General features: G+C 64.0%; 14 protein-coding genes. 7 read left to right on the top strand and 7 right to left on the bottom strand.

Translation table 11 applies throughout. The annotated features are described in order from the left end of the window. The first annotated feature begins 51 nt into the window (after positions 1-51). Positions 52-3,381 carry a M4 family metallopeptidase gene (locus tag IRI77_RS12785; protein ID WP_194452438.1) on the top strand — a complete coding sequence of 1,110 codons (3,330 nt, stop codon included), beginning with the start codon at positions 52-54 and terminating at the stop codon, positions 3,379-3,381. Between the two features lie 4 nt (positions 3,382-3,385). On the opposite strand, the gene IRI77_RS12780 is transcribed toward IRI77_RS12785, so the two are convergent. Next, on the bottom strand, positions 3,386-4,030 hold the full coding sequence (locus tag IRI77_RS12780) for a sigma-70 family RNA polymerase sigma factor (RefSeq protein WP_194452437.1): 645 nt from the start codon (positions 4,028-4,030) through the stop codon (positions 3,386-3,388). 18 nt (positions 4,031-4,048) lie between these two features. Between IRI77_RS12780 and IRI77_RS12775 the strand changes: the two genes are divergently transcribed. Next, on the top strand, positions 4,049-6,772 hold the full coding sequence (locus IRI77_RS12775; RefSeq protein WP_194452436.1) for a serine/threonine-protein kinase: 2,724 nt from the start codon (positions 4,049-4,051) through the stop codon (positions 6,770-6,772). A gap of 7 nt (positions 6,773-6,779) precedes the next feature. Here IRI77_RS12775 and IRI77_RS12770 read toward each other — a convergent pair whose 3' ends face one another. Continuing rightward, complete coding sequence (locus tag IRI77_RS12770; RefSeq protein ID WP_194452435.1) at positions 6,780-8,228, bottom strand: glycosyltransferase family 39 protein; 1,449 nt, start codon at positions 8,226-8,228, stop codon at positions 6,780-6,782. A 55-nt stretch (positions 8,229-8,283) separates the two neighbouring features. Here IRI77_RS12770 and IRI77_RS12765 point away from each other — a divergent pair, with 55 nt between their 5' ends. The 3 genes from IRI77_RS12765 to pckA all read left to right on the top strand — a co-directional run bounded on the left by IRI77_RS12765 (position 8,284) and on the right by pckA (position 12,081). Continuing rightward, entirely contained in the window at positions 8,284-9,063 is a 780-nt protein-coding gene (locus IRI77_RS12765; RefSeq protein WP_194452434.1) for an ABC transporter ATP-binding protein, read from the top strand. Between the two features lie 140 nt (positions 9,064-9,203). Continuing rightward, positions 9,204-10,421 (top strand): pyridoxal phosphate-dependent aminotransferase, encoded by a 1,218-nt coding sequence (locus IRI77_RS12760; protein ID WP_194452433.1) that lies wholly within the window; start codon positions 9,204-9,206, stop codon positions 10,419-10,421. A gap of 10 nt (positions 10,422-10,431) precedes the next feature. Then, on the top strand, positions 10,432-12,081 hold the full coding sequence (gene pckA, locus IRI77_RS12755; protein ID WP_194452432.1) for a phosphoenolpyruvate carboxykinase (ATP): 1,650 nt from the start codon (positions 10,432-10,434) through the stop codon (positions 12,079-12,081). Here the strand turns inward: pckA and IRI77_RS12750 are convergent, their stop codons facing one another. Then, positions 12,082-12,696, bottom strand: coding sequence for a hypothetical protein (locus tag IRI77_RS12750; RefSeq protein WP_194452431.1), 615 nt, complete (start codon positions 12,694-12,696; stop codon positions 12,082-12,084). A 237-nt stretch (positions 12,697-12,933) separates the two neighbouring features. On the opposite strand from IRI77_RS12750, the gene IRI77_RS12745 reads away from it, so the two are divergent. After that, the gene (locus IRI77_RS12745; RefSeq protein ID WP_194452430.1) at positions 12,934-17,166 is read left to right on the top strand and encodes a beta strand repeat-containing protein; all 4,233 of its coding nucleotides are present in this window, start codon (positions 12,934-12,936) and stop codon (positions 17,164-17,166) included. 766 nt (positions 17,167-17,932) lie between these two features. Here the strand turns inward: IRI77_RS12745 and IRI77_RS12740 are convergent. Together IRI77_RS12740 and IRI77_RS12735 are read right to left on the bottom strand one after the other, a co-directional pair. After that, positions 17,933-18,208, bottom strand: coding sequence for a CCHC-type zinc finger protein (locus tag IRI77_RS12740; protein WP_194452429.1), 276 nt, complete (start codon positions 18,206-18,208; stop codon positions 17,933-17,935). 140 nt (positions 18,209-18,348) lie between these two features. After that, positions 18,349-21,786 carry a glycosyl hydrolase 2 galactose-binding domain-containing protein gene (locus IRI77_RS12735; protein ID WP_228486713.1) on the bottom strand — a complete coding sequence of 1,146 codons (3,438 nt, stop codon included), beginning with the start codon at positions 21,784-21,786 and terminating at the stop codon, positions 18,349-18,351. A gap of 288 nt (positions 21,787-22,074) precedes the next feature. On the opposite strand from IRI77_RS12735, the gene IRI77_RS12730 reads away from it, so the two are divergent. After that, positions 22,075-22,266: a hypothetical protein gene (locus IRI77_RS12730; RefSeq protein WP_194452427.1), complete on the top strand. Its 192-nt coding sequence runs from the start codon at positions 22,075-22,077 to the stop codon at positions 22,264-22,266. A 100-nt stretch (positions 22,267-22,366) separates the two neighbouring features. Here the strand turns inward: IRI77_RS12730 and IRI77_RS12725 are convergent, their stop codons facing one another. Both IRI77_RS12725 and IRI77_RS12720 read right to left on the bottom strand, forming a co-directional pair. Beyond that, on the bottom strand, positions 22,367-24,952 hold the full coding sequence (locus IRI77_RS12725; protein WP_194452426.1) for an ADOP family duplicated permease: 2,586 nt from the start codon (positions 24,950-24,952) through the stop codon (positions 22,367-22,369). Between the two features lie 11 nt (positions 24,953-24,963). Beyond that, a complete protein-coding gene (locus IRI77_RS12720) occupies positions 24,964-25,293 on the bottom strand; it encodes a PadR family transcriptional regulator (protein WP_194452425.1) in 330 nt (109 codons plus the stop codon). Positions 25,294-25,365 lie beyond the last annotated feature (72 nt).

Below are 25,365 nucleotides of genomic sequence, written 5' to 3'. Positions count from 1 at the left end.
GTGATCGATCTGGACCCCGCCTTCCACACTGAGTCAGTGAGGAAATCAGAGATGCGACTCACATCATCCATGTTGATCTTGGCCGCCTTCACCGGTGGTCTCTTATTCGCCGAAAGGCGGACTCTCTCGGAGGACGAATTGGCCCGGTTGGAACTGCAGCAGTCCACCCGCGTCGAAACCAGCCGCGCCTATGTCGAAGCCCAGCAAACCCGCCTGGGCCTGGATGCCGGCACAACCCTGCAGCCCGCGGCCAACCCCGTGCTCGACGAGTTCGGCACGCTGCACGTCCGCTTCCTCCAGTTCTTCCAGGGCATCCCGGTCCGGACCGGCCAATTGGTCACCCACCTCACCGTGGACGGCCAGATGCTCCCACCCACCAACCGGCTCCATCGCCGCATCGACGTGGACACCAAGGCGGCCACCACCGCCCAGCAGGCCATCGAGACCATTCGCCTGGATCTCGCCGCCGGCAACCGTGCCCTCGCCAGCATGCCTGCTTCGGCCATCGCAGGCATCCCGGAGCTTTATATCGATCCGGTCGTCGAGACCCTCGCCCTCCCCGCGCCCGCAAGCGGCCCGGCCCCGAATGCCGACGACGAATCGCGGCGCGTGGCCGGCTTCCGCCTCGTCTACCGCGTCCTCGCCATGCCGGAGGAGGAAGCCGCCGATGAGTTCCACTTCCCCGCCACTTACTACTTCCTCGACGCCGCCACCGGCCGCATTGTCCGCAAGACCTCGGCCGAGGCCAACGAGGACGTCCGCGAACCCGCCGTCGGCAATGGCTTTCCCATCTACCGCCGCAAGGTCCAGGTCAATACCACCAAGGTGAATGGCGAGTACCAGCTCTACGACATCACCCGCGGCAAGTCGCCCGGCAACGCCACGCGCAGCAACAACAACTCCGACTCCCACAAGTTCAAGAAGACCAGCACCATCACCGACGGCTCCAACAGTTGGGGCGACAACCAGCGCTACGGCTCCAACATGCCCCTCAACGGGCAGACCGCGCAGTCGCCCGCTGTCGACATTTTCTGGGCTGTCGCCCGCACCTACGATGTGCTGGCCAAGGTCTTCAACTACAAGGGCCTCGACGGCAACAATACGCCCATCAGCACCCGCGCCCACTACGACGTCAACTACACCGACGCCCACTACAACTACGGCGCCCAGGCCGCCTTCTTCGGCGACGGCATCGTTGACCCGGATCCGGAGAAGGCGGTCTTCCCCAACATCTCCCTGCCCACCATCGCCCACGAACTCGGCCATGGCGTCTGGGGCTATCACATGACCACCGACTACGACCGGCCCAGCGAGGCCTCCGGTCTGAATGAGGGCCATGGCGACATCCTGGGGGCGATCACGAACTTCTACACCAACGTCAGCCTGGGGAAGGGCAGTTCCCTGGTCTACGCCAACGACAACAACTACTTCCACAGCCGCATGTACAACCCCGGCAGCTACCCGCCAGACCCCTCGAAGCCCCCGTTTTACAACCAGACCGGCCGCCGCTACTGGCAGTCTGGAATGGGCACCTTCGAGGAACACGTCCAGGGCTGCGCCTACGGCCACATGTTCGTGATGCTCGTGGAAGGCGCCTCCACTGACCCGGACTCCCCCACTTACTCCAACTACTTCCCCAAGGGCATGGCCGGCATCGGCCTCGCCAAAGCGGCGCGCATCTGGTTCCTGGCCACCACCGTCTTCCCGCCGGACAACGACCCTACCTTCGCCACCATGCGCGATGCCTGGGTCGACGCCGCCGAATACGCCTATGGCGCCGATTCAGCCGAAGTACGCGCCGTCACCAATGCCTGGGCCGCCATCAATGTCGGCAAGGCCGTGAAGGACACCGCGCAGCCCCAGGTGTCCGTCACCTCTCTCGTCCTCGACGAGACCGAGGGCAGCCTCCTCGTCACCGCTTCGGCCAGCGACGACACCTTCCCCATGGTGGAGTTCGGCCTCGGCAACTCAGTCCGGGCCACCCGCATGATGCCGCCTTACCAGGCCGTCATCGATATCTCCGCGCTGAAGCCCGGCACCTACACCGCCTTCGCCCGCGCGGTCGACTTCATGGGCAAGTCCACCCTCAAATCCGCCCAGTTCACCATCACCGGCGTCAACCGCGCGCTCGACAACGGCAGCTTTGAAGACGGTCCGGACGGTTGGGGCATCTCCACCGGCGAGATGATCTGGACCAACGCCGCCAGCGCCTACCTCGGCCAGAACTACCTGCGCTTCCGCGACGACGGACAGACCGCCAGCCGCAAGTTCAAGCTGCCCAAGGAAGCCTTGAACGCGAAGCTCAGCATCCGCTACCGCGTCGTCGGCGTCGAGTACCTGCCCGGCGAGAACCTGTTCGTCGACCTCTACGACGCCGGCATCAACAAGACCACGCCCCTGGCCGACATCTCCAGCGAGGAAGTGACCATTAGCGACCCGCTGCACCATTACAAGCGCCTGGAGTTCAATGTCACCCCGTTCAAGGACAAGGACATGCTCCTCCGTCTGAAGGCGTCGCTCATCAAGTCCAATACCACCCGCTTCGTCATCGACGCAGTCAGCCTCACCTACACGCTCCCCCAGGCGATCACCCTCAAGGCCGAGCTGGATGAACCCGGCGACGTCCTCCGCATGCGCGCCGCCACCAGCGGTGTCAGTGCGGATACCATCAAGCTGGTCCAATACCGCATCAACGGCCAGACCGTGGGTATCGACGGAAACACGCTCGATGGCGCCGTCTTCAACACCGGCCAGGTGCCGCCCGGGACCTACAACGTCCAGGCCTTCCTCGTCCGCTACGATGACTCGGAGTTCGGCTCCAACATCGTGCCCATCACCTTCACCGGCAAGAAGAACATCGTCACCAACGGCGGCTTCGAAAACGGCCAGTCCGGCTGGACCCTGCCTGGCCTGAACTCCTCCATCGGTACCAATGACGCCGAGAACCAGCTGAACTACTCGCAGACCGGCGTGCGCTACGCGCGCTTCACCACCTCGGGCGCCGCCGGCACTTCCAAGCTCCGGCAGTTGATCGCCATCCCGCAGAACCCCCAGTCCGTCACCATCTCCTTCTACCTGAAGCTGCGCGTGACCACGAAGGACCCCGGCGATGTCTTCAAGGCGGCGCTGGTCTCCATCAACAATCAGGTGCTGCTGCCCATCACCAGCGTGAACGGCGGCACAACCCTCCCTCCGCAGGACGCCGTCGCCGGCTACACCCGGGTCGTCTATAGCCTGAATCAGGCTCAACTGCAGGCTCTCCGCGGCACGACGGTCTACCTGGAGTTCAGCGTCGACCAGAACGCCTCCACCGTCACCAGCTTCTTTGTGGACGACGTGTCCGTCTACGCTCCCGTCCTGGGCCTTGGCTTGGGGAGCTAACCACTCAAGTTGACGATCCACTTGACGGCCGGGCGTCACCTGACGTCCGGCCGTCATCCGCCGTCCGGCCGGTCCCGTCTTTCAAATAGCGATGCAGCCACGCCAACCCGATCCGCAGTTCCCGTCCCACGGTGGCCACCGACACGCCGGTCACCTCCGCGATCTCCGCCACCTCCAGCCCGCCGAAGTAGCGCATCTCGATGATCCGGCTCTTCCGTTCATCCTGGGCCGCCAGCGCGGTCAACCCGTCGTCCAGGTGCAGCAGGTCCTCGTCGCGCTGCACGCCTACCAGCAGGGCTTCGTCCAACTGCACCGGAGCCAGTCCGCCGCCCCGCTTCTGGGCGTTCCGTCCCCGCGCATGTTCCATCAGGAGTTGCCTCATGATATGGGCCGCGATTGCGAAGAAATGGGCCCGGCTGCGCCAGTCTTTGTTCTCGATGCCCGCCAGCTTCAGATACGCCTCATTGACCAGAGCCGTCGCCTGCAGCGTGTGCCCCGGCCTCTCTCGGCGCATGTACGAGGCAGCCAGCTTTCTCAGCTCATCAAACACCAGCGGTGTTAAGGCCTCCAGGGCGCTGGAGTCCCCAATCTGCCAGGCCGCCAACAGTTGCGTGACATCCGCCCCAGAGTGCTCCGTATTTCCGGACATGATATATCAATAGCTCAGATGGACGACCGCTGGGAACGAATACAGGATCTCTTCTTCGAGGCCGCCGCCCTGCCTCCAGCCGAACGCGGCGCCTTTCTTGCCGGCGCCTGCGGCGGCGACATCGCCCTGCGCTCTGAAGTCGAATCCCTGCTGGAAGCCGACGAAGGCTCGGGCACCTTCGTCGAAAGCGCCATCGGACGTGCTGCCTCGTCCATGGCTGCGGCCGGAACTGAGTCCGCGCCGCGCACCGTAGGCGCCTACCGCATCCTCAAGGAGATCGGGCGCGGAGGCATGGGCGCCGTCTATCTGGCTGAACGAGCCGACCAGCAGTACCACAAGCGGGTCGCCATCAAGCTGGCGCGCTTCTCCGGCTACGGCGACTTCATCCACGAACGCTTCCGCCACGAGCGCCAGATCCTCGCCTCGCTGGAGCACCAGAACATCGCGCGCCTTCTCGATGGCGGTGAGACCGGGGACGGCATGCCTTACATCGTCATGGAGTATGTCGAAGGCCTGCCGGTGACCAGCTACATCGAGCAGCACGCCCTCGGCATTCGCGCCCGCCTCCAGCTCTTCCTCAAGATCGCGGCTGCCGTCCAGTACGCCCACCGCTTCCTCGTCATCCATCGCGACCTGAAGCCCAGCAACATCCTCGTCACCGCCGCCGGCGAGCCCAAACTGCTCGACTTCGGTATCGCTAAATTGCTGGAGCCGGGCGCGCTGAACGAGGCGATCATGCACACCTCCACCGGCATGCGCCTGCTCACGCCCGACTATGCCAGCCCCGAGCAGGTGCGCGGCGAACCGGTCACCACGGCCTCCGACGTCTACTCCCTCGGCGTCGTGCTCTACGAGATGCTCAGCGGCGTCAAGCCCCACCGGCTCAAGGACTACACGCCGCTCGAGATCGACCGCGCCGTATGTGAGACGGAGACGGAGCGCCCCAGTGCGGCCGCCGCCCGCACCGGCACCTTTCACCAGATCGACCCCGAGCTTGATGTCATCGTTCTCGAGGCCATGCACAAGGATCCGGCACGCCGGTACGGTTCGGTGGAGCACCTCGCCGACGACATCCGCCGCTTCCTCACGGGGTTGCCCATCCAGGCCCGGCGCGATTCGCGTGCCTACCGCGCCCGCAAGTTCCTGCGGCGCCACCGGGTCGCCAGTGCGGCCGCGGCCCTCTTCGTCATCACGCTTGCCGGCGCTGCCGGAGTCACCTCGTGGCAGGCCTCCGTGGCGCGCCAGCAGGCACGCCGCGCTGAGATGCGCTTCCGCCAGGTGCGCCAGCTCGCCAACCGCTTCCTGCTCGACTTCGATGAGCAGATCCGCAACCTCGAAGGCTCCACGCCGGCCCGCGAGTCGCTGGTCAAGACCGCCAGCGAGTACCTGGACAGCCTCGCCTCCGAGGCCGGCAACGACATGGAACTGCGGGCAGAACTGGCGGCCGCTTACCGCAAGCTGGGTGACGTCCAGGGCGGGCCTCGCGCCGCCAGCCTCGGGCGCAGCGAGGATGCCCTCAAGAGCTACCAGAAGTCCGTCGAGATTGGGCGCGGCCTCTTCGCCGCCGGGGTGCGCGACCCCAGCCTGTTGAAGCAGATCATCGAGGCCGAACGGATGCTCGGCCTGCTGGAGCACCGCCTCCACAAGAAGGATGGAGACGCCAAGTATGAGCAGCGCCTCACGGACTCCACCGCTCTCGCGGAAACCCTGGTGCAGGCGCGGCCCGAGCTCGACAACCTGCGCACCCTCGCGTCCCTCTATCGCGAACTGGGCGAGCGCTATGCCGACTCCAACCGGGCCACCCTCGCCGAACAACGCTACACCCAGGCATTGCCCATCTATGAGAAGGTGCGGCAGTTGGCTCCTGGAACCCGGTCTGACCGTGGCGTCGCGCTCGTCACCCAGCGCCTCGCCGACGCCAAGGTCATGCGCGGCGACCTGGACACTGCCTTGAAACTGTACCGGACCTCGTTTGACGGCTTCGCGGCGATGGCCAGGACACCCAAGGCCGGGCAGACCGAACGCCGTAGCTTGATGGCGGCGCACCTCTCGCTGGGAGCGCTGCTGGGCGACCCGCTCATCCCCAATCTGCGCCTCAGCTCCGACGCAATCGAGCACACTGGCGCCGCCCTGACCATCGCCGAGCATCTGGAGCAGGCCGATCCCGCCAACCGCACCGCCAAGCTCGATCTCGCCTACACGGCCGCTCAATATGGACGCGTACTCCGTGGCACGCAGCCTGCCATGGCGGTCAGGCATCTCCGCCGCGCCGTGGCCCTGGCGGGCGACGTGCTCTCCACCTCACCGGCCGACCGTGTCTATCTGCGGCACGTCCTGCGGTACAGGACAGACCTCGGCGTAGCCCTCGCCGCCACCCGCAATACTTCGGAGTCCGCGGCGATCCTCAAGACCGTCACCGCGGACCTGGAGGGGGTCGATACACCCAGCGCGGGTTATGAGCTCATCGGCGCCGAGGCGCGCCGGGAATTGGCCGCGATCTTCCGGCAGGCACAGCCGGACGAGGCGCGCCGACTCACCCAGCAGGCACTGGACCGCGTGGAGAAGTACCTGCTCGACCACTCCGACAGCCTGGAGATGATCCACCACCTCAGCCTGCTTTACGAGTCCGCCGCGTGGTTCGATTCCTCATATACCAAAAAGGCTCGCCAGCTCTGGGCCGAGTGGCCCAAGCATGGCGCATCGTCCCACTATGACCGGCGGCGGCTGGAGGAGATCCGCTAACCGGGCCTTAGTGCGCCGGTGCGCAGGTGGTCAACTGGTAGAAGTGCGTGGGCGCGGGCTTCATGAACCGCTGCAGCAGCACCTGCTGCCACTCGGCGTAGGGTTCATAGAGGCTCACTTCCCGATGGCGGGTCGAGCAGGCCGCATTCTCGCGGTTGGTGGTCACGTGGTCCGGCGAAATGTCGCGCTGGTTGCGGACCACCCAGACCGTCTGCGCCGCCGGCAGCAGGCGGTCGGCTTCCGGCTGTCCCTCATGGGTCAGCACGACCGAGGGAGTGCGGCCCGACAGGTAGTGCTGCAGCGCGACTCCGTCGGTATTGAAGGCATCGATCAGGATCAGGTCGGCTGGCGTCGCCTGTTGGTTCAGCCGTTCGGCGATCTCCCGCAGCGGTGCCGCGTAGCCCGGGTTCAGGTAGTTCTGCCGGGTGAAGTAGAAGGTGATCGACACCGCCGTGGTGACCAGCAGCAGCGCCGCCGCCCACCAGCGCACCCGGCCGATGGGGGTCAATCCAATTGCCACGGCCATGGCGAGAAAGGGGATCAGCCAGAGCAGCCGCGCCGGAATGAACGGATAGCTCACCCAGCGCGAGACCCCCAGGTAGCCCACAATCGTGAGCGCCGACAGGAAGACGACCAGCGGTTTGGGGCTGATCCTGGAGCCGCGCCTGGCGAGCCATAGCACCAGCGGGACCAGCAGTAATGCCACGAAGGGGAAGCTCTCGCCGATGGTCAGGGACACCACGCCGAAGCCGATCTTGATAGGCTGCTCCAGCCACGACGAGCCCGTCAGCGTGTAACGCGACGAGAAACCCGCCGCCTGGCCCCAGCGGCTCAGGGCATCGGCGAACTTGAACAGCCACGGCAGGTAGCCCACCAAAGCGCCTACCATCAGCAGCGCGGTCCGGCGGAAGCCGAGGAAGGCCAAGGCAGGCAGCGAGCAGGCGGCCAGCACCGCGAAGCCCGGCACGTAGTGGGTGTAGAGCAGCAGCAAGACGGAGACTAGGGCCGGCCAATAGCCGTCTTTGGTCCGGATCCAGCGCCAGACGAAGTAGACCGCGGCGATCATCAGCGCGGTCTGCATGGAGTATGACCGGGCCATCCGGCCATACAGTAGAACGCAAGGCGAAAACGCGAAAATGCCCAGCGCCAGCCAGCGGCGCGATGGCCGCCAGCGCCGGGTCCAGAGCAGGTCCAGCAGGAAGGTGGCGATCAGCGTCCAGACGCCGGAGAACGCGCGCATCCCGGCCAGCGAGTGCCAGGGCCACCCGTGCAGCAGGAAGTAGTAGAGCGGCGGGTGGATGTCCTTCTGCAGGATGGGGACGATCTCGTTCAGCGGATGCGGCACGGTGCTGAACGTGAACAGCTCATCGGTCCAGATGGGCAGCAGGTCCAGGTTTGCGAATAGCAAAACGGCCTGCAGGAGGAGAATGACTACGATCGGAAGGACGCGCTTCAAACCTTGAGGCTAGCATTTCACGGCTGCCAAAGGGGTCCGCTAAAATGACGGGTTCATGCCCAAACTGATCGAATTCGAGAACGTCACCATCCACCGCGAGGGGTACCCGGCATTGCGGGAAGTGACTTTCTCCATCGAAACCGGGGAGCACACCGCCATCCTGGGCCCGAACGGCAGCGGCAAATCCACGCTGATCAAGGCCATCACCCGCGAGTGCTACCCGCGCTACGCTCCGCCGGTCTGCCGCCTGCGGATCTGGGGCAAAGAGGTCTGGCACTTGTTCGAGTTGCGCAGCCTGCTGGGGATCGTGACCAACGACCTGGTGGAGACTTGCGTCAAACCTTACTCGGCCATGGAGACGGCGCTCAGCGGGTTCTTCGGCAGCATCGGCATCTGGCCCAATCACGAAGTGACGCCCCGCATGGAGGAGGAAGCCCGCAAAGCCCTGGCTTTCTTCGATATTGAGCATCTGGCCGAGCGCAAGCTCACTGAGATGTCCAGCGGTGAACAGCGGCGGGCCGTCTTTGCGCGGGCGCTCGTCCACGGACCCAAAGCCCTGATCCTGGATGAGCCCACCAACAGCCTGGATGTTCGCGCCCAGCGCGAGGTGCGGGACTCCATGCGGAAGCTGGCTGAAGGGGGCGTGACGGTGATTCTGGTGACCCACCATCTGCCCGACATCATCCCGGAGATCGGCCGCGTGATCACGCTGCGCGAAGGCCGGATGCACTCGGACGGATCGAAGGAACAGGGCCTGCGGGCGGACTCGCTCAGCGCCCTGTTCGGGGTAGACGTCAAAGTCGGCAGTGAAGACGGCTACTACCACATGTGGTAGCTTCGCCGGTTCCGGCTGCGATTTCGCTTGCGTCCCAAGCGGGGGCGCGGTCATGATATCCCTAATCTCCGCCAGCCAAATCTTGGCGGGCGGGACGAGTCAGAGGGCTCAACGGGAAATCTCTGGGCGGGAGAGGAACGATGAGCCTCAGCCAGATGGCCCGCTCGATTCACGAGTCCGTCACGCTCAAGTTGAACCAGACCGCCGCGCTGCTTCGGGAGAAGGGCGAGCCGGTGATCCATTTGGGTGGCGGAGAACCGAAAAGCAAGACGCCCATCGACGCGATCATCGCCTGCACGGGGGTGCTCAACTCCGGGGACATTAAATATACCCCTCCGGATGGAATCCCTGCCCTGAAGAAGGCGATCATCCGCTACACCGAGGAGCACTACGGCCGGCAGGTACGGCCGGAAAACGTGGTCGCCTCGTGCGGCGCCAAGCAGGCCATCATGGCCGCCCTGATCGCCATCCTGGATCCGAAGGATGAAGTCATCTTTCCGGCGCCTTACTGGGTGAGCTACCCGGAAATGGTGAAGCTCGCCGGCGGCGTGCCGGTGCCCATCGTTCCGGAGGACGGCAGTTTCTACCCCACCCTGCGCGAGATCGAAGACGCGGTGGGCAGCTATACCAAAGCCATCATTCTCAATAGTCCAAATAACCCGTCGGGCGTGATGTACAGCCGCGATTTCATCGGCCAGGTGGTGGAGCTTGCCGCTCGTAAGTCGTTGTACCTGATCATGGACGACACCTACAACCGGCTGGTGTTCGATGGCCGGGCGCCCATCAACTGCTACGACTTCTCCACTGAAGACCTGGAGCAGTCGAAGCTGCTGGTGATCAACTGTGTCTCCAAGATGTATGCCATGACCGGCTTCCGGATCGGTTGGGCGGTCGGCAGCCGGGAGTTGGTGCAGGCCATGGCGACCATCCAGTCGCAACAGACTTCCGGACCGGCTACTCCTTCCCAATGGGCGGCGGTTGGCGCTCTCAACGGGATCCAGAACTCCATCGAAGCCCTCCGGCTGACCCTGGAGAACAACCGCAACATCCTGATGGACCAGTTGAATGCGTTCCCCGGTGTCCATGTGACACGGCCGGATGGGGCGTTCTATTGCTTCCCGGACTTCAGCAACTACGAGAAGAACACCCAGAAGCTGTCGGAGTTTCTGCTCCAAAAGGTCCGGGTTGTGACCGTGCCGGGCCGCGAGTTTGGGATGGAGGGGCACCTGCGGTTGAGCTTCTGCGGGACCGCCAAGGAGATCACGCAGGGGGTGGAGCGGATCCGGTGGGCTCTGGACCCCACTGCTCCCAATGAACTGTACCTCGGCGACCGCCGGCTGGTGCGCGACTGGATGTAAGGAGAACGCCATGAGCCGATATCCCGACACTCCTACGCCCGCGGCGCCTCAAGCCGGAGCCGCCGCGAGCGCCTATGGTCTTCAGAACCATGGTCTTACCGGGTTGAACCGGGTCTATTGGAATCTGACCGAACCGGCACTCTATGAGGAATCGATCGTCCGCGGAGAAGGCTTCCTGTGCCACGAAGGTCCGCTGGTGGTGCATACCGGTAAACACACCGCGCGGGCGGCCGCGGACAAGTTCGTAGTCCGCGAAGCCTCGTCGGAGGACTACATCTGGTGGGGCCAGCACAACCGTCCGTTTCCGCCGGAAAGCTTCCATTCGCTGCTGGCGCGCATCCAGGCTTACCTGCAGGGGCGCGACGTGTTTGTGCAGGACTGCTTCGGCGGCGCGGATCCGGCTTACCGCCTGCCGGTGCGAATCATTACCGAGACCGCCTGGCACAGCCTGTTCGCACGAACCATGTTTCTGAAGCCGGAGAACCTGGAGGGCTACCGGAGCCACATTCCGGAGTTCACGGTGATCGCCGCGCCGGGCTTCAACGCCAGCCCATTGATTGACTCAACCAGGACCGAGACCTTTATCGTGCTGAATCTGGCGGCCCGCCTGGCGATCATTGGAGGCACGTGTTATGGCGGGGAGATCAAGAAGACAGTCTTCACGGTATTGAACGCCTTATTGCCCCTGGATGGGGTTTTGCCGATGCACTGTTCGGCCAATGTTGGCGGCGGGGGCGACTCCGCCATCTTCTTTGGTCTTTCGGGGACGGGTAAAACGACCCTTTCGGCCGATCCGGGGCGCAGGCTGATTGGCGATGACGAACACGGCTGGTCGGATGACGGTGTGTTCAACTTCGAAGACGGCTGTTATGCCAAGGTCATCCGTTTGTCGGAGTCGGCTGAACCGCAGATTCATGCCTGTACGCGGCGCTTCGGTACGATTCTGGAAAATGTCGTATTCGATCCCCGGACGCGCAGGCTCGACTTGAATGACGACCGATTGACCGAGAACACCCGCGCTGCGTACCCGCTGCGGTACATCGACAACGCGTTGCCGGAGAAGCGGGCTGGCCATCCCCGCAACGTGGTGTTCCTGACATGCGACGCCTCAGGTGTATTGCCGCCAATTGCCCGGTTAACACCTGATCAGGCGGTCTACCACTTCATGAGCGGATACACGAGCAAGATCGCCGGGACGGAGATCGGTTTAGGCACGGAACCGGAGATCACGTTCAGCGCCTGCTTCGGCGCTCCGTTCATGGTGCACCACCCATATAAGTACGCCATGATGCTGAAAGCGAAGCTGCTGTCGCACGGGGTCCAGGTATGGCTTGTCAATACGGGCTGGACTGGTGGGCCGTTTGGGGTAGGGAAGCGCATCAGCATCCGGTACACCCGCGCGCTGCTCAATGCGGCGTTGGGCGGGGCGCTAGATCAGGTGGAGTACTGGCGGGACGAGGTGTTCGGGCTGCAGGTTCCGAAGCGCTGCGAAGGCGTTCCGGACTCAATCCTGGATCCTGCAAACACCTGGCCCAGCCGCGAGGAGTACCAGCGGAAGTACGACACACTGGCCTCCCGGTTCATTGAGAACTTCCGGTTGCTGACCGGACAGGAAGGAATCCCGGCCGGGTTGGAGGCCCATGGGCCGCACCGGCACTGATCAATAGAACTTGGGGAAGTTGGCGAAGCCGGCCTTCGTCAGGTCCGCCGAGACCGGAGCAATCTCCGCATTCTTGAGGGGGCCGATGAGGATGCGCACGCTATTCCTGTCGGCGCCTGCCGCGAGTTTGGCCCGGAAGCCCTTGGCATTCAGGCTTTCCACAAAGGGCTGCACCGTGTCAGGGGTCAGGTTGCCGACCTGGAGGAAGTTCTGGCCCTTCACCGGCTGGATCAGGCCCGTGCTGGAAACGGCGGGCGCGGGATTCTGGACGGGCGCCGGTTGGGGTGGGGCGGGTGGCTTGACGGCCTGCGCCTGGACCGGTGTTGGGGCGGGGGCCGGCGTGGCGGCGGCTACGCTGGCCGCCGGGGGCGGAGCGCTGACGGCGGGCCTCGCAACCGTCCTGGCCCGGCGGGTATGCACGGCCGGGGCCGGACTTGCCGCCGCCGCACGTTCAGGGAGCCTGCGCCCGACCAGGTAGGCCGTGCAGGCCACGATGCCGATGACCAGGACCACGCCGAAGGCGATGGCGGTCATCTGGCGGCTTTCCAGAACGAGTAGGGGGCGCTCTTCGGAGTCCTTCAGGATTTCAATTCTTGCGTCACTGCTGATCTGCATACTCGGCCTCTCCAGCTCTCTATCGTCCATCTCAGCCAGATACCTTAGACCTGACATGCGGATTTCAGGCGGCTGTCCCAAAACATTAGCGAGAGAATTGTTTGGACATGGCCTATTGGAGGAGCTTATACTGAGGCGGAAATTGCCACACGCAGGGCCCGCCCCTCCGCCTGAACCCGGGGTTTTCGGGCCATTGGAGATGCTGGCCGTTCAATTGCCTCAGAAATTATGAAACGTATGCCCACATCAAAGATCCTCCTTGCTTTGTTGCTGATGATCGGAGCAATTACACCGTCGTTTGCCGCCACCGCTGTGTACAGTTTCACCGGCGTTGCGTCAGACGGACGCACTCTCAATTTTCAGTACACCGCCCCCGCCCTCGTTTCCTCCGCCACGGTTGTGGCTTCCTCGCAGGCGTCCTGCTCTCCCGCCTGCGATGATATTGGGTTCTTTCCCAATGCGCAGCTGAACTATGACTTATTGGTGGTCGACGTCCACAATGCCATCGGAGCGCCCACTGCCTTCACTTTCTATTTTCCGGCCGGTTCGTTTGCCGCGCCTGGCGGTTACAAGACGCTGACAACGGCCGGCGGATCAAACACGGGATCGTTGACCGTGCAATCGACCGGCAGTCCGGTGGTGACGACCGCGGCGCTGCCGCGCGGCTCCGTCGGCATCCCTTATTCCACCGTGATCACGGGCCAAGGCGGCACCGGCACGCTGAGTTACGCGGTATCCGGCGGCTCGCTGCCCGCGGGCCTGACCTTGAATACCAGTGGAGTACTGGGCGGAACGCCCACGGTGTCGGGTACGTCGCAGGTGACCGTCCGGGTCACCGACTCCTCGCAGGTGTCGTCTACCCGCAATTTCTCACTGGTGATTGCGCAGGGGCTGGCGATCAGTTCGCTGAGCCCACTGCCGAGCGGCACGCTGGGGCTGCCCTACAACACCAACCTGACGGCGACCGGAGGAAGTCCGAGTTATACCTGGAGCCTGGATTCGGGCACACTGCCGCCCGGCGTGCAGCTCTCACCCGGCGGCGCTTTGACCGGTACACCCTTCTCCGGCGGAACCTTTACCTTTACCGCCCGTGTGACCGATACGACTTCGGCGTTTGCGACGCAGTTGTTCTCCATCAGCATCTCATCGGTGCTGACCATTACGACGAACTCGAGCCTGCCGATCGGATCGGTGGCGTCGTTCTACAGCACCGCTCTGAACGTGGTGGGCGGCGCGGCTCCCTACACATGGTCGCTCACGTCGGGCCAACTGCCGGCCGGTCTCACGCTCTCACCGGCGGGCCTGCTGAGCGGTACGCCGACCGGGCCAGTCACGGTGAGCTTCACCGCGAAGGTCCAGGACAACGGCTTGAACCTGGCCACCCAGCCGTTCACGCTGACCATCGGCGTTGGCCTGGCGGTGACGACGGTATCGCCCCTGCCTTCGGGGAGTATCGGGGCCGCCTATCAATACTCGTTAAGCAGCGTTGGCGGCACTCCGCCGTACACCTGGAACAACTTCAGCGGCGTGCTGCCGGCCGGATTGAGCCTCTCGCCATTGGGTGTGATTTCCGGCGTGCCGACTACGGCGGGCACCACCACCTTCTTTGCCAGGGTCACCGACGCAAGTTCCACCTCGGCGACTGTCCCGCTGGTGATCTCCATTAGTCCGTCGCTGCAGATCACCACGGCCAACCCGCTGCCGTCCGGATCGCTGGGCGCCGTGTATAGCCAAGCGCTTGCCGTCACCGGCGGATCCGGCCCGTATACCTGGAGCCAGGCGGGCGGTTCGCTGCCGGCAGGGCTCACGCTGTTGTCCATTGGTGTCGTCAACGGCACCCCGACTGCGAACGGCACGTATAACTTCGTTGCTCGAGTGACCGACTCGTCTGGAGCCTTCACGCTGCAGTCGTTCAACGTCACCGTGGGCAGCACGCTGAGCTTCGTGACCGCCTCACCGCTACCGAACGCACCGACGGGCGCTGCCTATTCGCAGACTCTGACGGCGGTGGGCGGCACGGCGCCTTACACGTTCAGCGTCCCGGGTGGCTCCCTGCCGGCCGGGATCAGCCTCGCTGCCAGCGGCCAACTGTCCGGGACACCGACCGTCGCCGGTTCGTACACCTTCACGGTCCTGGTCAGCGATGCGACCGGATTGACGACCACCAAGGACTTCGTGTTGACGGTCGGCGCCGCCGGTTTCAACATCGACACACCGTCGACGCTACCCGGCGCGACTGTGAACGTGCCGTATTCGCAAACCATGACGGCCAGCGGCGGCACACAGCCGTACACCTGGATCCAGACGGAAGGTTCGATTCCGCCCGGGCTGGGCCTGTCGCCCAGCGGCCTCATCTCCGGCACACCCACCACCGTCGGGTCCTATATCTTCCTGCTGCGTGTCACCGATGGGCAGAGCGTCGTCACGACGAAGACGATGAATCTCACTGTGACGCTTGCGGGCAGCACGCTGGCGATCACGACACCGTCTCCGCTCCCTGTTGCGCCGCTGAACCAGGCGTACACGGCCACGATGGCCGGCAGCGGCGGGACGCCTCCCTACATCTGGACGTTCTCGGGCGGCTCGATTCCTCCGGGGCTCCAACTCAGCACCAACGGCTCGCTGAGCGGCACCCCGACGACGGCCGGCACGTACTCGTTCAGCATCCTGCTGACAGACAACACCGGCGCCTCGGTGCAGGGGGTGTTCTCCCTCACCGTCGGGTCGGGCCTGACGCTCACGACGCCGGCCACGCTGCCCAATGGTTCGGTCGGAGTAGCCTATTCACAGACGATCGCCGCCACGGGCGGCACGCCGCCGTACATCTTCTCGCTGCAGGGCGGGACACTGCCTGCCGGGCTCACCCTGAACACCAGCGGCCTGATTTCCGGCACGCCCCTGGGTGCGGCGACCTCGTCGTTCACAGTCCGCGCGCAGGATGCGGCCGGCGCTTCGGTGACGGGCACGTTTACGCTGGCCGTCGGGTCTGTGGTTTCGGGCATTGTGATCTCACCCTCGACGGTGCCTGGCGGTTCGGTCGGCGTGACCTATTCGCAGACCCTGACCGCATCGGGCGGCGTAGCGCCGTACATCTTCTCGCTCTTCTCGGGCGCGCTGCCGCCTGGGCTCAACATCTCGACGGGTGGAGTGCTGAGCGGAACACCCACTTCCAGCGGGACCTTCTCTTTCACGATCCGGGCCAGCGATAGCCAGGGCGCGGCTGTGAATCAGCTATACACGCTCTCGGTGGGCTCGGTGCTGCACATCACGAATGTCTCCCCGCTGCCGGGCGGCACAGCGAATTTCTTCTATTCGCAGACCTTCTCGGCGACGGGCGGCACGGCTCCTTACACCTGGTCGATCAGCTCGGGGACGCTGCCCACAGGGATGCTGTTCTCGACGCAGGGCATCATCAGCGGGACGCCGACCTCCGGCGGCACCTATCAATTCGTCGTCCGCGTGGTGGATGCCAGCGGCGCCAGCACGACACAGTCGTTCTCGCTGACGATCACCGGCGGCGTCACGATCACGACGACCTCGCCGCTGCCCGACGGCAGCGTCGGCTCCAGCTACTTCCTGACGTTTGGCGCGAACGGCGGCACGGGCCCCTACAACTGGAGTGTCACTTCCGGCGCCCTGCCGAATGGGCTGACGCTTTCCAATGCCGGCACGCTGACGGGCATTCCTACGCTCCAGGGCCAGTTCCAGTTTGTGGTGAGGATTGTCGACGGGACGGGCCTTTCCTCCTCGACTCCATTCACGATCACGATCGGTTCGGGCACAACGCAGCCGCGAGCCGGTGTCATCGCCCAACTGGCCTCCGGTGGAGGCTGGAAGACCAGCATCGTCCTGCTCAATCCCACCTCCTCGCCCGCCCAGGTGCGGGTGAACCTGATGGCCGAGGATGGCACTCCGCTGGTGCTGCCCCTGACCGTCTCGCAGGCAGGCAGTTCGGTGACGGTCTCGGCGGCTGTCGTGGATCGCACGATCGCCTCCAACGGGCTGCTGCAGATCGATACAGAAGCCCTGATCTCGACCACATCGGTGGGCTGGGCGGATGTGCGGAGTTCGGCGGCGCTCTCGGGGTACGCGATATTCCGGCAGCGCAGCGGGTCGGGCAGCGATTCCGAGGGCACCTCTCCCCTGGAAACGAAGTTCCCCACGAATGTTCTGGTTTCCTATGACCACACGAACGGATTCTCCACTGGTGTGGCCCTGGTGAACCTCGACAGTACGGGTACACTCACCGCGATCATGCGGGACGACAGCGGGAATGAGTTGGGCCGTGATGCCATCGCCATCGGCGCCGGCGGGCACACCTCGTTCTCGATGACGGATCGTTTCCCCGTCCTCAGCGGGCGGCGCGGAACGGTTGAGTTCGTGAACAACCAAAACTCCGGAACCGTGGCCCTGGGCCTGCGATTCAGCCCAACGCTGAGTTTCACGTCGCTACCGGTCACTGGCCGTTAGCGGCCCTCGAGCGAGTCCGTTGAAGAGACGGCCCGGCTGTGCCCCAGAAGGGTGCGGCCGGGCCGTTTCCTATTTGTGGGAAGGCGTAGAGCCGGTAGAGAGCGCGGACGGCCTGCCTGGAGAAGCAGGGGGTCACAGGTGCCTGCCGCCGCTCTTCCCGGAGGTGGTTATCATCACTCCGGAATAGCGCAGGTATTCATTGATGAGCCGTCATGGGCGCAAGACGGCCAGCTTATCGATGGGGGTACTACCCTGCCGCGCCCAAGATCGAGGATTGGTTATTCGGAATAATAGTGATTGTATGTGGAGAGATTTATAGTTATTGAAAAGAAGAAATTCGGATTCCGAAGTTCAGGGCGGCTGGGCGATGATGGGGCTTATTGAGCCTGGTGGGAACCGTGGGGCGGGGGAGGCCGCGAGGCTGGAGCATGGGGAAATCCTCTGGAGTGAGGAACATGGCGTCCGATCTGACTTGGCCGCAGCCTGCCATGCGGCAGCTGAGCCAGCGGCGGCAAGGCGGTGCGTGAGCGAGTGCGTTCGCCTGGCATGAGTCAGACGTTAGCTATCTTTAGATAGAAATCGTCACTTGAATGAGTGGCTTTTACGCGTAAATTGCACTCAAATTGGTGTAGTTTTGGACCGATTCAGCCGGCGGCCGTGCCCTGGCGTTGGAGCCGCCCGGACGCCGGCGGTGGGTCCGCTGGAAACGAAAAACCCGCCACTCGCGTGAGAGCGGGTGGCGGGTCTACTCAATCTTGACGACGTATTAGGCGTTCGGTCTTTGAGGGCAGGTTCTTGCATTATGGCCGGTCTTGCCACAAATCTTGCAAGTGCGTTGTTTCTTCTCGCCGGCCTTGGGGGCCTTGGCGCTGAACCGGCTGCCCGACTCCACGAGTTCGAATGTGAAGCCGAGCTCTTTGAGAGTCCCAATTTGGCCCTGGATCGAAGCGATAGCTTCGTCACGGGCTTCGTTCATCAGGGTCTGATACTTGGCCTTGAAGTCAAGGGCCTTCTCAATTTTGGTTGGTTTTGGATCCGCCATTGCATTACTACATATCATAGATGCAAACAACGGGTCAAGGAGGTGGCCCCGGCGCGGTGAATAACCACCCCCTCAGACTAGACATTATTGTTAAGAGAGTAATGGGCCGGCTGGCCCTACTCTTGGCCGCAATCAGGATATTATTCCGGCCTGACTGGAGGCGCGGCCTGTTTTGCTCCCGCCGCACTCTGGTCAACTTCCTCGAGGTTATAACCGGCAATGGAGACGCGGGGCGCCTCGCCGCGGGTGTCGGCTTCCCGTATCTCGGTAACAATGGTGCGCACCTCGCCGGGCATGAGCGCGATGTAATTATCGCTATACAGGGCGGGCAGAATCCGATCGCCGCTGCCGGACCGGACTGCCTTGGCCCGCACCATGAGGGCCGGGGTGGGGGAGACGTTTCTCAACTCGGTGGTCAGAAGCCAGGATCCGGCCTGGCGCCGAACCTGGGTCGATGCCGATACCCGTGCCCTGGACAATTGCCGAAGGGCCTGGAAATTGGCTTCCTGGAGCCCGCGCCAGTAGAAGTTGTCAGAGATCAACCGGCCGTTCTTAGAAAGTTTCAGCCGTAAGAAATGTACGGAAGAGAGGCCGGAGGGATACTCGATCCTGCCGGGGATCACGGTGCTGTCCTCCCTTGAATCCAAGGTATAGGAAACTTCCCGCTTGATTGCCCCGTCCAGGTTCAGAATCTGTAGCTGGGCTGACAGACCCACCTGGTCGCCCGCGCTGTAGTTGACGACCTCGATCGCATCGGTGGAAGGATTCCATTGGATGTGAAGCGGCTCGGAGGCTTTCTTACTTCCAAAATAACCTGAGCCCGGTTCGAGGAAATAGTCGTACGTCTGCCAGACAAACGACGGCCAAGTGGGATGGCTCATCCAAATCAGGAGACCCATCCGGAATTTACTCTGCGATTCAAACATTGCCCGATGACCTTCGTAGTTCACGAATTGAGCAAGTTCGACCCAATCAGCGATATTCTTCGCTCCCCCATAGCTCTTCTCAATGCGTTCGAGGAATGAGGCGCCGCCCTGCGCACCGGTGAGGCAGAAATCATGAAGCCCCCACATCCGGCCCTGGGGCCACATGGCGGACTCCGGCATCATCTGCTTGAGGCTGTCCATGCTGACGATGTTGGGCATGCCCATCTCGCTATGGAACTTGGGGGTGGCCCGCTCAGTGAAATAGGTCTTGAGGGGCATCGCCTGATAGGGCCCATGACCGCTGACGACATCGTCGGCGGAGCTGGAGATGTAGTGGATGCCGGGGTGCAGGGCGGCGAGTGCCTCGCGGATGCCATCGTCGATGGGTTTGGGCGGAAACCCTTCATTTCTACCGCAGTACAGGCCAATGGAGGCATGGTTGCGGATGCGCCGGATGGTGTCTTTGACGTTCCCCATGAACATTTCGTTGTCATCCGGATCGGGGCCGTCCCAGGGGTTGGCCAGCCAGAAATCCTGCCAGACGACGATGCCGTGGCGGTCGCAGGCCTCATAAAACGCGTCCTCGCCGATCTGACCCACCCAGTTCCGGATCATGGTGAAGTTCATGTCGCGGTGGTAGCGGATGGCCGCGTCGTACTCGCGGGCGCGATAGCGGAGCATGGATTCCCCGAAGCCCCAGTTACCCCCGCGCGGGACGAACCGGCGGCCGTTGATCCACATGCGCAGGGCGCCGCCCTCTTCGCTGTAGGTGAACTGCCGGACGCCGGCCCGGAACGACTTGCGGTCGGAGACCTGGTTGGCGGCGGTCTCGAAATGCAGCTCCACGTCATAGAGGTCGGGCTGGCCGTAACCCGCCGGCCACCATAGCTTCGGATTCCGAAGATGTAAGACAGGATTGTTGGATGGATCCAGCTTTACCGTTTGTTCCCCGCCGCCGGGCAGGGTGACTTTGGCTGCCACCGTGGCGTCGCCGAAGCGGCCGGTCAGGACACCGCTTACGGGGGCGGTGGAGTTGTTCCTGAGGGTGACCTCAAGCGTCACATCGGCCTGGGAAGTATCGGGCAGGGGCAGGGCCGTGACGACCCGCGGATCTTCCAGGGTGACCGCACCGGTGGAGGTGAGGTAGACATCGTTCCAGATGCCTGTATCGCGGCCTCGGATGGTGGGGATCCAGTCCCAGCCGATGGCGGCGTGGTAGGTGGGGTTGTCGGCTCCGGGGACGCCGCCGTTCTTGTCGGGGCTCTCGTAGGTCTTTTCCTTGATGCTGCCAGGGTGGGCCAGTTTCTCGATGCGAATGGCGATGGCGTTGCGGCCGCCCGGTTTGAGGAGTTTGGTGACGTCGAAACGGCCGCGCAGGAAGCCGCCTTCGACGCGGCCCAGGCGCGAGCCGTTGAGATAGATCTCCGCCTTCCAGTTGATGCCGTCGAGATTGAGCCAGAAGTGCTGGTCTGGAGATTGGGCGGGCGGGGCAGTGAACTCGTCGCGGTACCAGAAGTCGGCGTGGAAGAACGAATCCGAGATCATCAACTGGTTGTCACCGAAGTTCGGGTCGGGCAGGGCGCCGGCGTTGTAGTAGCTGGAGAGTACGGTGCCGGGGACAGTGGCCACCACCCAATCCGCGTCGCGGTAACCGGGCTGGGAGAGCTCCTGCCCGCCGGAGGGGACCAGGGAATCGCGCTGTACGCGCCAGCCGCCGCCCGCCAGGTCGAGCCTGCCGTCGGCGCGGAGGGCCGGCGCGGGTTTGGGCTGCGGCACCAGGCCGCCCGTACCGAAGACTTCAAGCTCGCTCAGCAGGTAACCCTCGGGGGAGGCGGGTTTCGTGAGCTGGAGGCGCACGTAGCGTGCCTGAAGAGGCTGCGGCAGGTCGATGGAGTCGGAGGGCCCCGTGCCGGCGGGCAGGGGCTGCACGGTTTTCCAGCTCGTCCCATCGGAGGAAGTCTGCAGGGCGCCCTCGGCGGCGCGGCGGATCCAGGTGAGGACGACCCGCTGAAGCTTCGCTTCCGCCCCGAGATCGACAGAGACCCACTCCGGGCCGGCGCCGGCGGGTTTCCAGGCGCTGGTGAAGTTCCAGGGGCCACCCAGGTGAACCTGGACGTTGCCGCGGTAGAACGTGACCTCATTCGCCTGCCAGCTGGCGGCGCGGGCGTCCTGGAACACGATCCGGTAGAAGCGGGCGCGGGCCGGCTGCCGGAAGTGGACCGAGCGCAGGATTTCGCCTGTCGGCCGGGACATCTGGCTGGCCTGGCCGAGCTCTTTCCAGCTCTGGCCATCGTCGGAACCGGTCACGCGGCAGTTCCAGTTCTCCGGTTCGCCGTGGGCCACCAGGCGGGCGTCGACTTCGATGCGGTCGATCTCCGGCGGATCGTCGCCGCCGATCTCGAACTGGACCCATGCCTGTTTGCCGTGCAGGGTTACGCCGCTGACCCAATTGCCGTCGAGCAGCCACTCGCGTTCATTCTTTTTGAGGGCGCCCTGCTGGCTGGTCGAGACGGAGACCCAGCGGGGGACGCGAGTGTCCTTGATGCCATCCGTGACGAGCTGGGCGGTCAGGTTGTAATCGTAGCTGCTGGAGTGGAAGGCGGGCCGCCGCAGGGCCAGATTGCGCGCCGGACCGGAATCGGGCCGAAGCATTGGCCCGAAATCCTGTTTTGGGTCGCCAGGGTAGATGCCAACGCCCCTGGTAAAATCCTGAGCCTGGAGCGACAGCCCCAGCGCGAAAACGGCCATAATCGTAGGTCTCATCGATTACCTTTATACCTGATTATCTGCTTCCAGCCGGACTTGCGGGCGAACGGGCAAACCGGCATCCCGGTGTGGAAAGTCAGGAAAGTGCGCCTTGCCTTCACTTTTCCGAAACAAAATGCGTTCAAAAGCGTCTTGTTAAGTGAGGGTGCTATCTGGCACTCCCAGGAGGGCGATATGAGCCTCAAAGACCGTTTAGAACTAGAACGCGAGATTCTCGAGAAGATTGAGCAGAGCCGGGAAGGCTCCGCCGAGGAAGATTACGAAGCGCTGGAACGCGCGATCATCGAGCGCGAGCTCGCTGAACTCGAAGAGCAAGTCGAGACCGAGCCGGAGCACGTCCTGGTGCGCCGCCGGAAGCAGAGCTAAGCGGCCTGTTTTGTAGTACTTGAATCCTGACAATCGAATTGTTTGAGATGCGGACCGGAAGGTCGCCGTGTGCCTGCGCGGGCCCCGGCGGACGTTGCTGCTACTCCTGACGCAGCGCGACGCCGGGGTCGATGCGGGCTGCCGCCCGTCCTGGCAGCAGGCAGGCCGATAAGCTGGTGGCTGCCAGCGTGACTGCCGTGAATATCAGCACTTTCGGGTCCCGGGCGGTTACGCCGTAGAGCATCGCTTCCAATAACCGGCCGATGACGAGCCAGCCGAGCAGGAGTCCCGCCGCCAAACCGACCATCGGAGCCTTCAAGCCTCCTGCCAGGATCAACTGCTGTATGTTCAGCGTGCTGGCGCCGAGCGCCCTCCGCAGGCCCAGTTCCGGCGTACGGCTCCGTACGTTATAAGCGATCACGCCGTAGGTGCCAATGGCCGCCAAAGCCAGGGCAACACCGGCAAAGAGGCCCAGCAGCACCACCTGAAAGCGCGGCCGCGCCAGTTCACCGTTCACCACTTCCTCCATCGCCAGGGGTCTCGCCAGCACCACCTGATCGTCCAGTGCCTTCAACTCCCGGCGCATGGCCGCGATGATTTGCGCCGTAGGCAGGTTGGAACGAATCACAGTATCGACCGGGTTCAGCGGAAAGCTGTCATAGGAAAGATAGAGTTCCGGTTGCGGCGCTTCGCGCAGGCCGCGGTGGCGGACGTCCTTGATGACGCCTGTGATCAGCATCGACGTCTTGCCTTGGGGCAACTGGAAGCCGACCGGCTGTTTGTCCTTGAGGAACTTGCGGACGAAGGCTTCGTTCACGGCCACTTGTCCCTTGACCGCGGGGTCGAAGGGGCCGCCCGCCGCCCAGCGCATGCCGAGGGCTTTGAAATAGTCGCCGCCCACGGCGCGTCCACCGACGAGTTGCTCCTGGTCGGAGCCCGGGACGAAGATGCGCAGATCCAGCAGCATCGTGTAGCGCAAGGGCAGGGAATTGGAGATGCCCGCGGAGGCAACGCCGGGAATCGCATTCAGGCGGTCGAGCCAGGCGCGGCCGAAGCGGGCGCGGTCGTCCCTGGTTTTGTAGCGAGTTGCGGGCAGGTCGATGCTGGCCGTGAGGATGTGGTCGCGATCGATGCCGATATCGATGTCTCGCAAGGTGAGGAAGGTTCGCGCCAGCAGGCCCGCGGCGATCAAGACAACAGTAGTCAGGCCCGCCTGGAGGGCCACCATGGCGCTGGACCAGCGGCGGCTGCCTCGGCTCATCCAGGGATTGCCGACACGCAGGGCTTCCTCCTTCGCTTCACTGGCCGCGCGCCAGGCGGGCAGTACACCGAACAGCAGGCCGGTGAGGATGGTGAGGCCGAGCGCGAAGAGGTAGATGATCCAATCGGGCGCGGAGTTGGCCGTGCGCGGAATCGTGTCCGGATAGAGGCCGACGATGACACCATAGAGTAACTGGGAGAGCAGCAGGCCCGCGGCTCCGCCGGCGAGCGAGAGAGCCATGGCCTCGGTGACCAGTTGCCGCATGACCCGTGACATGCCCGCGCCGAGGGCGGCGCGCACGGCCAGTTCACGGCGGCGCAGCACGACCTGCGCGAGCATCAGATTGGCCAGATTCGCACAGGCGATGAGCAGGACGCAGCCGGTGGCGGCAATCAGGGCCAGCAGGGCCGGCCGCAACTGGTAGCCGACTTCCTCTTCCAGTGGCGAGAGCCAGATGCGGCGGCGCTCGCCCGGACCGGCGATGGCGGCCAGTTCGTTGGCCGCCTGGCCAGCCGGGATGCCCGGGTTGAGACGGCCAATCAGGAAGCTGGTGTGGGTGGGGAGGCGCATTCCTCCTACGCGTGCCCTGGATAGCGGCATGAACGCGTCCGGTTCCGCCCGGGCTCCACCCAACGCGGTGGAGCCGCCGCGCGCTACCTGGATCAGGGGTGTTGCAAGGAAGGAGTCGGGGACAATGCCGATCACGCGGCATAGTGTGCCGTCGGCTTCGATCTCGGAGCCCACAAGGCCCGGGTCGCCGGCAAAGCGGCGCCGCCAGTAGCCTTCGCGCAGCAGGATCGCATTGTCGGATCCGCTGCTCATCTCGTCCGGGGTGAAGGCGCGGCCCGCCAGCAACGGGGTTCCCAGCGTTTCGAAGAAATTCCGGGAGACCATTCCGGTGAAGACCTGCTCGGGGTTGCCTTGACCGATGATGGTGATGCTCCATGGCCGGTAGGCGGCGAAGGCGGAGAAGGTCAGGCTGCTGTGCTGCCACTTGTCGATCAGGACGTTCTCGGGCGGAGTTCGGGGCTCTTTCTCCTCGACCCAGACCTGCATCAGGCGGGCGGGCTCCGCGTAGGGCAACGGCTTGAGCATCACGTTCCAGATCACGCGGAAGACGGCGACATTCATGCCGGCCCCGAGAGCGATGGTGAGGATGGCCGTGACGGCCACCAGCGGCCGTTTGCGCCAGATGCGGAAGGCGAGGCGAAGATCCTGCAGGACGGTCTCGAGCCAGCGGGCCAGTTTCACGTCGCGGCTTTCCTCCAGGATGCGGGCGGTGTGGCCCAGGCGGCGTTGGGCTTCGGCTGGCGTCAGGCCGAGATCCGCGGCGCGCTGCTCGGCGTGGAATTGCAGCTCATCGTCGAGGTCGCGATCCAGGTCGTCCTTGCGAAAAACGTTGCGGAGTCTGGTAATCCAGGACATGTGAGCCCCCTTCAGGCGTGCCGGAGAATGCGGTCGACGGCCGCAGTGGAGGTGCGCCAGCGCTGCTCTTCTTCCAATAGCTGGCGGCGTCCCGCCTCAGTGATCTCGTAGATGCGGGCGCGGCGCTTATTGCCCGTGACGGTCCATTCCGCCTGGATCCAGCCGGCCTCTTCCAGCCGGTGGAGGGCCGGATAGAGCGAGCCTTCCTCGACACTGAGCGCCTCGTCGGACAGGTGCTCGATCTTCAGCGTGATGGCGTAACCGTGCTGGGGGCCGGTCTGGGCGAGGATCTTGAGGACCAGAAGCGGCAGTGAGCCTTGCGGGAAAGTAGCCTTGGCCATACCTAGTTTGCTTACCTACGCAACTGAGTATGTCCCGGCCCGGCTTTGGAGTCAAGAGGGGCGATGGGTTCT

The organism is Paludibaculum fermentans, from assembly GCF_015277775.1.
Taxonomy (GTDB): domain Bacteria; phylum Acidobacteriota; class Terriglobia; order Bryobacterales; family Bryobacteraceae; genus Paludibaculum; species Paludibaculum fermentans.
This window is presented reverse-complemented; position numbering and strand designations above follow the sequence as displayed.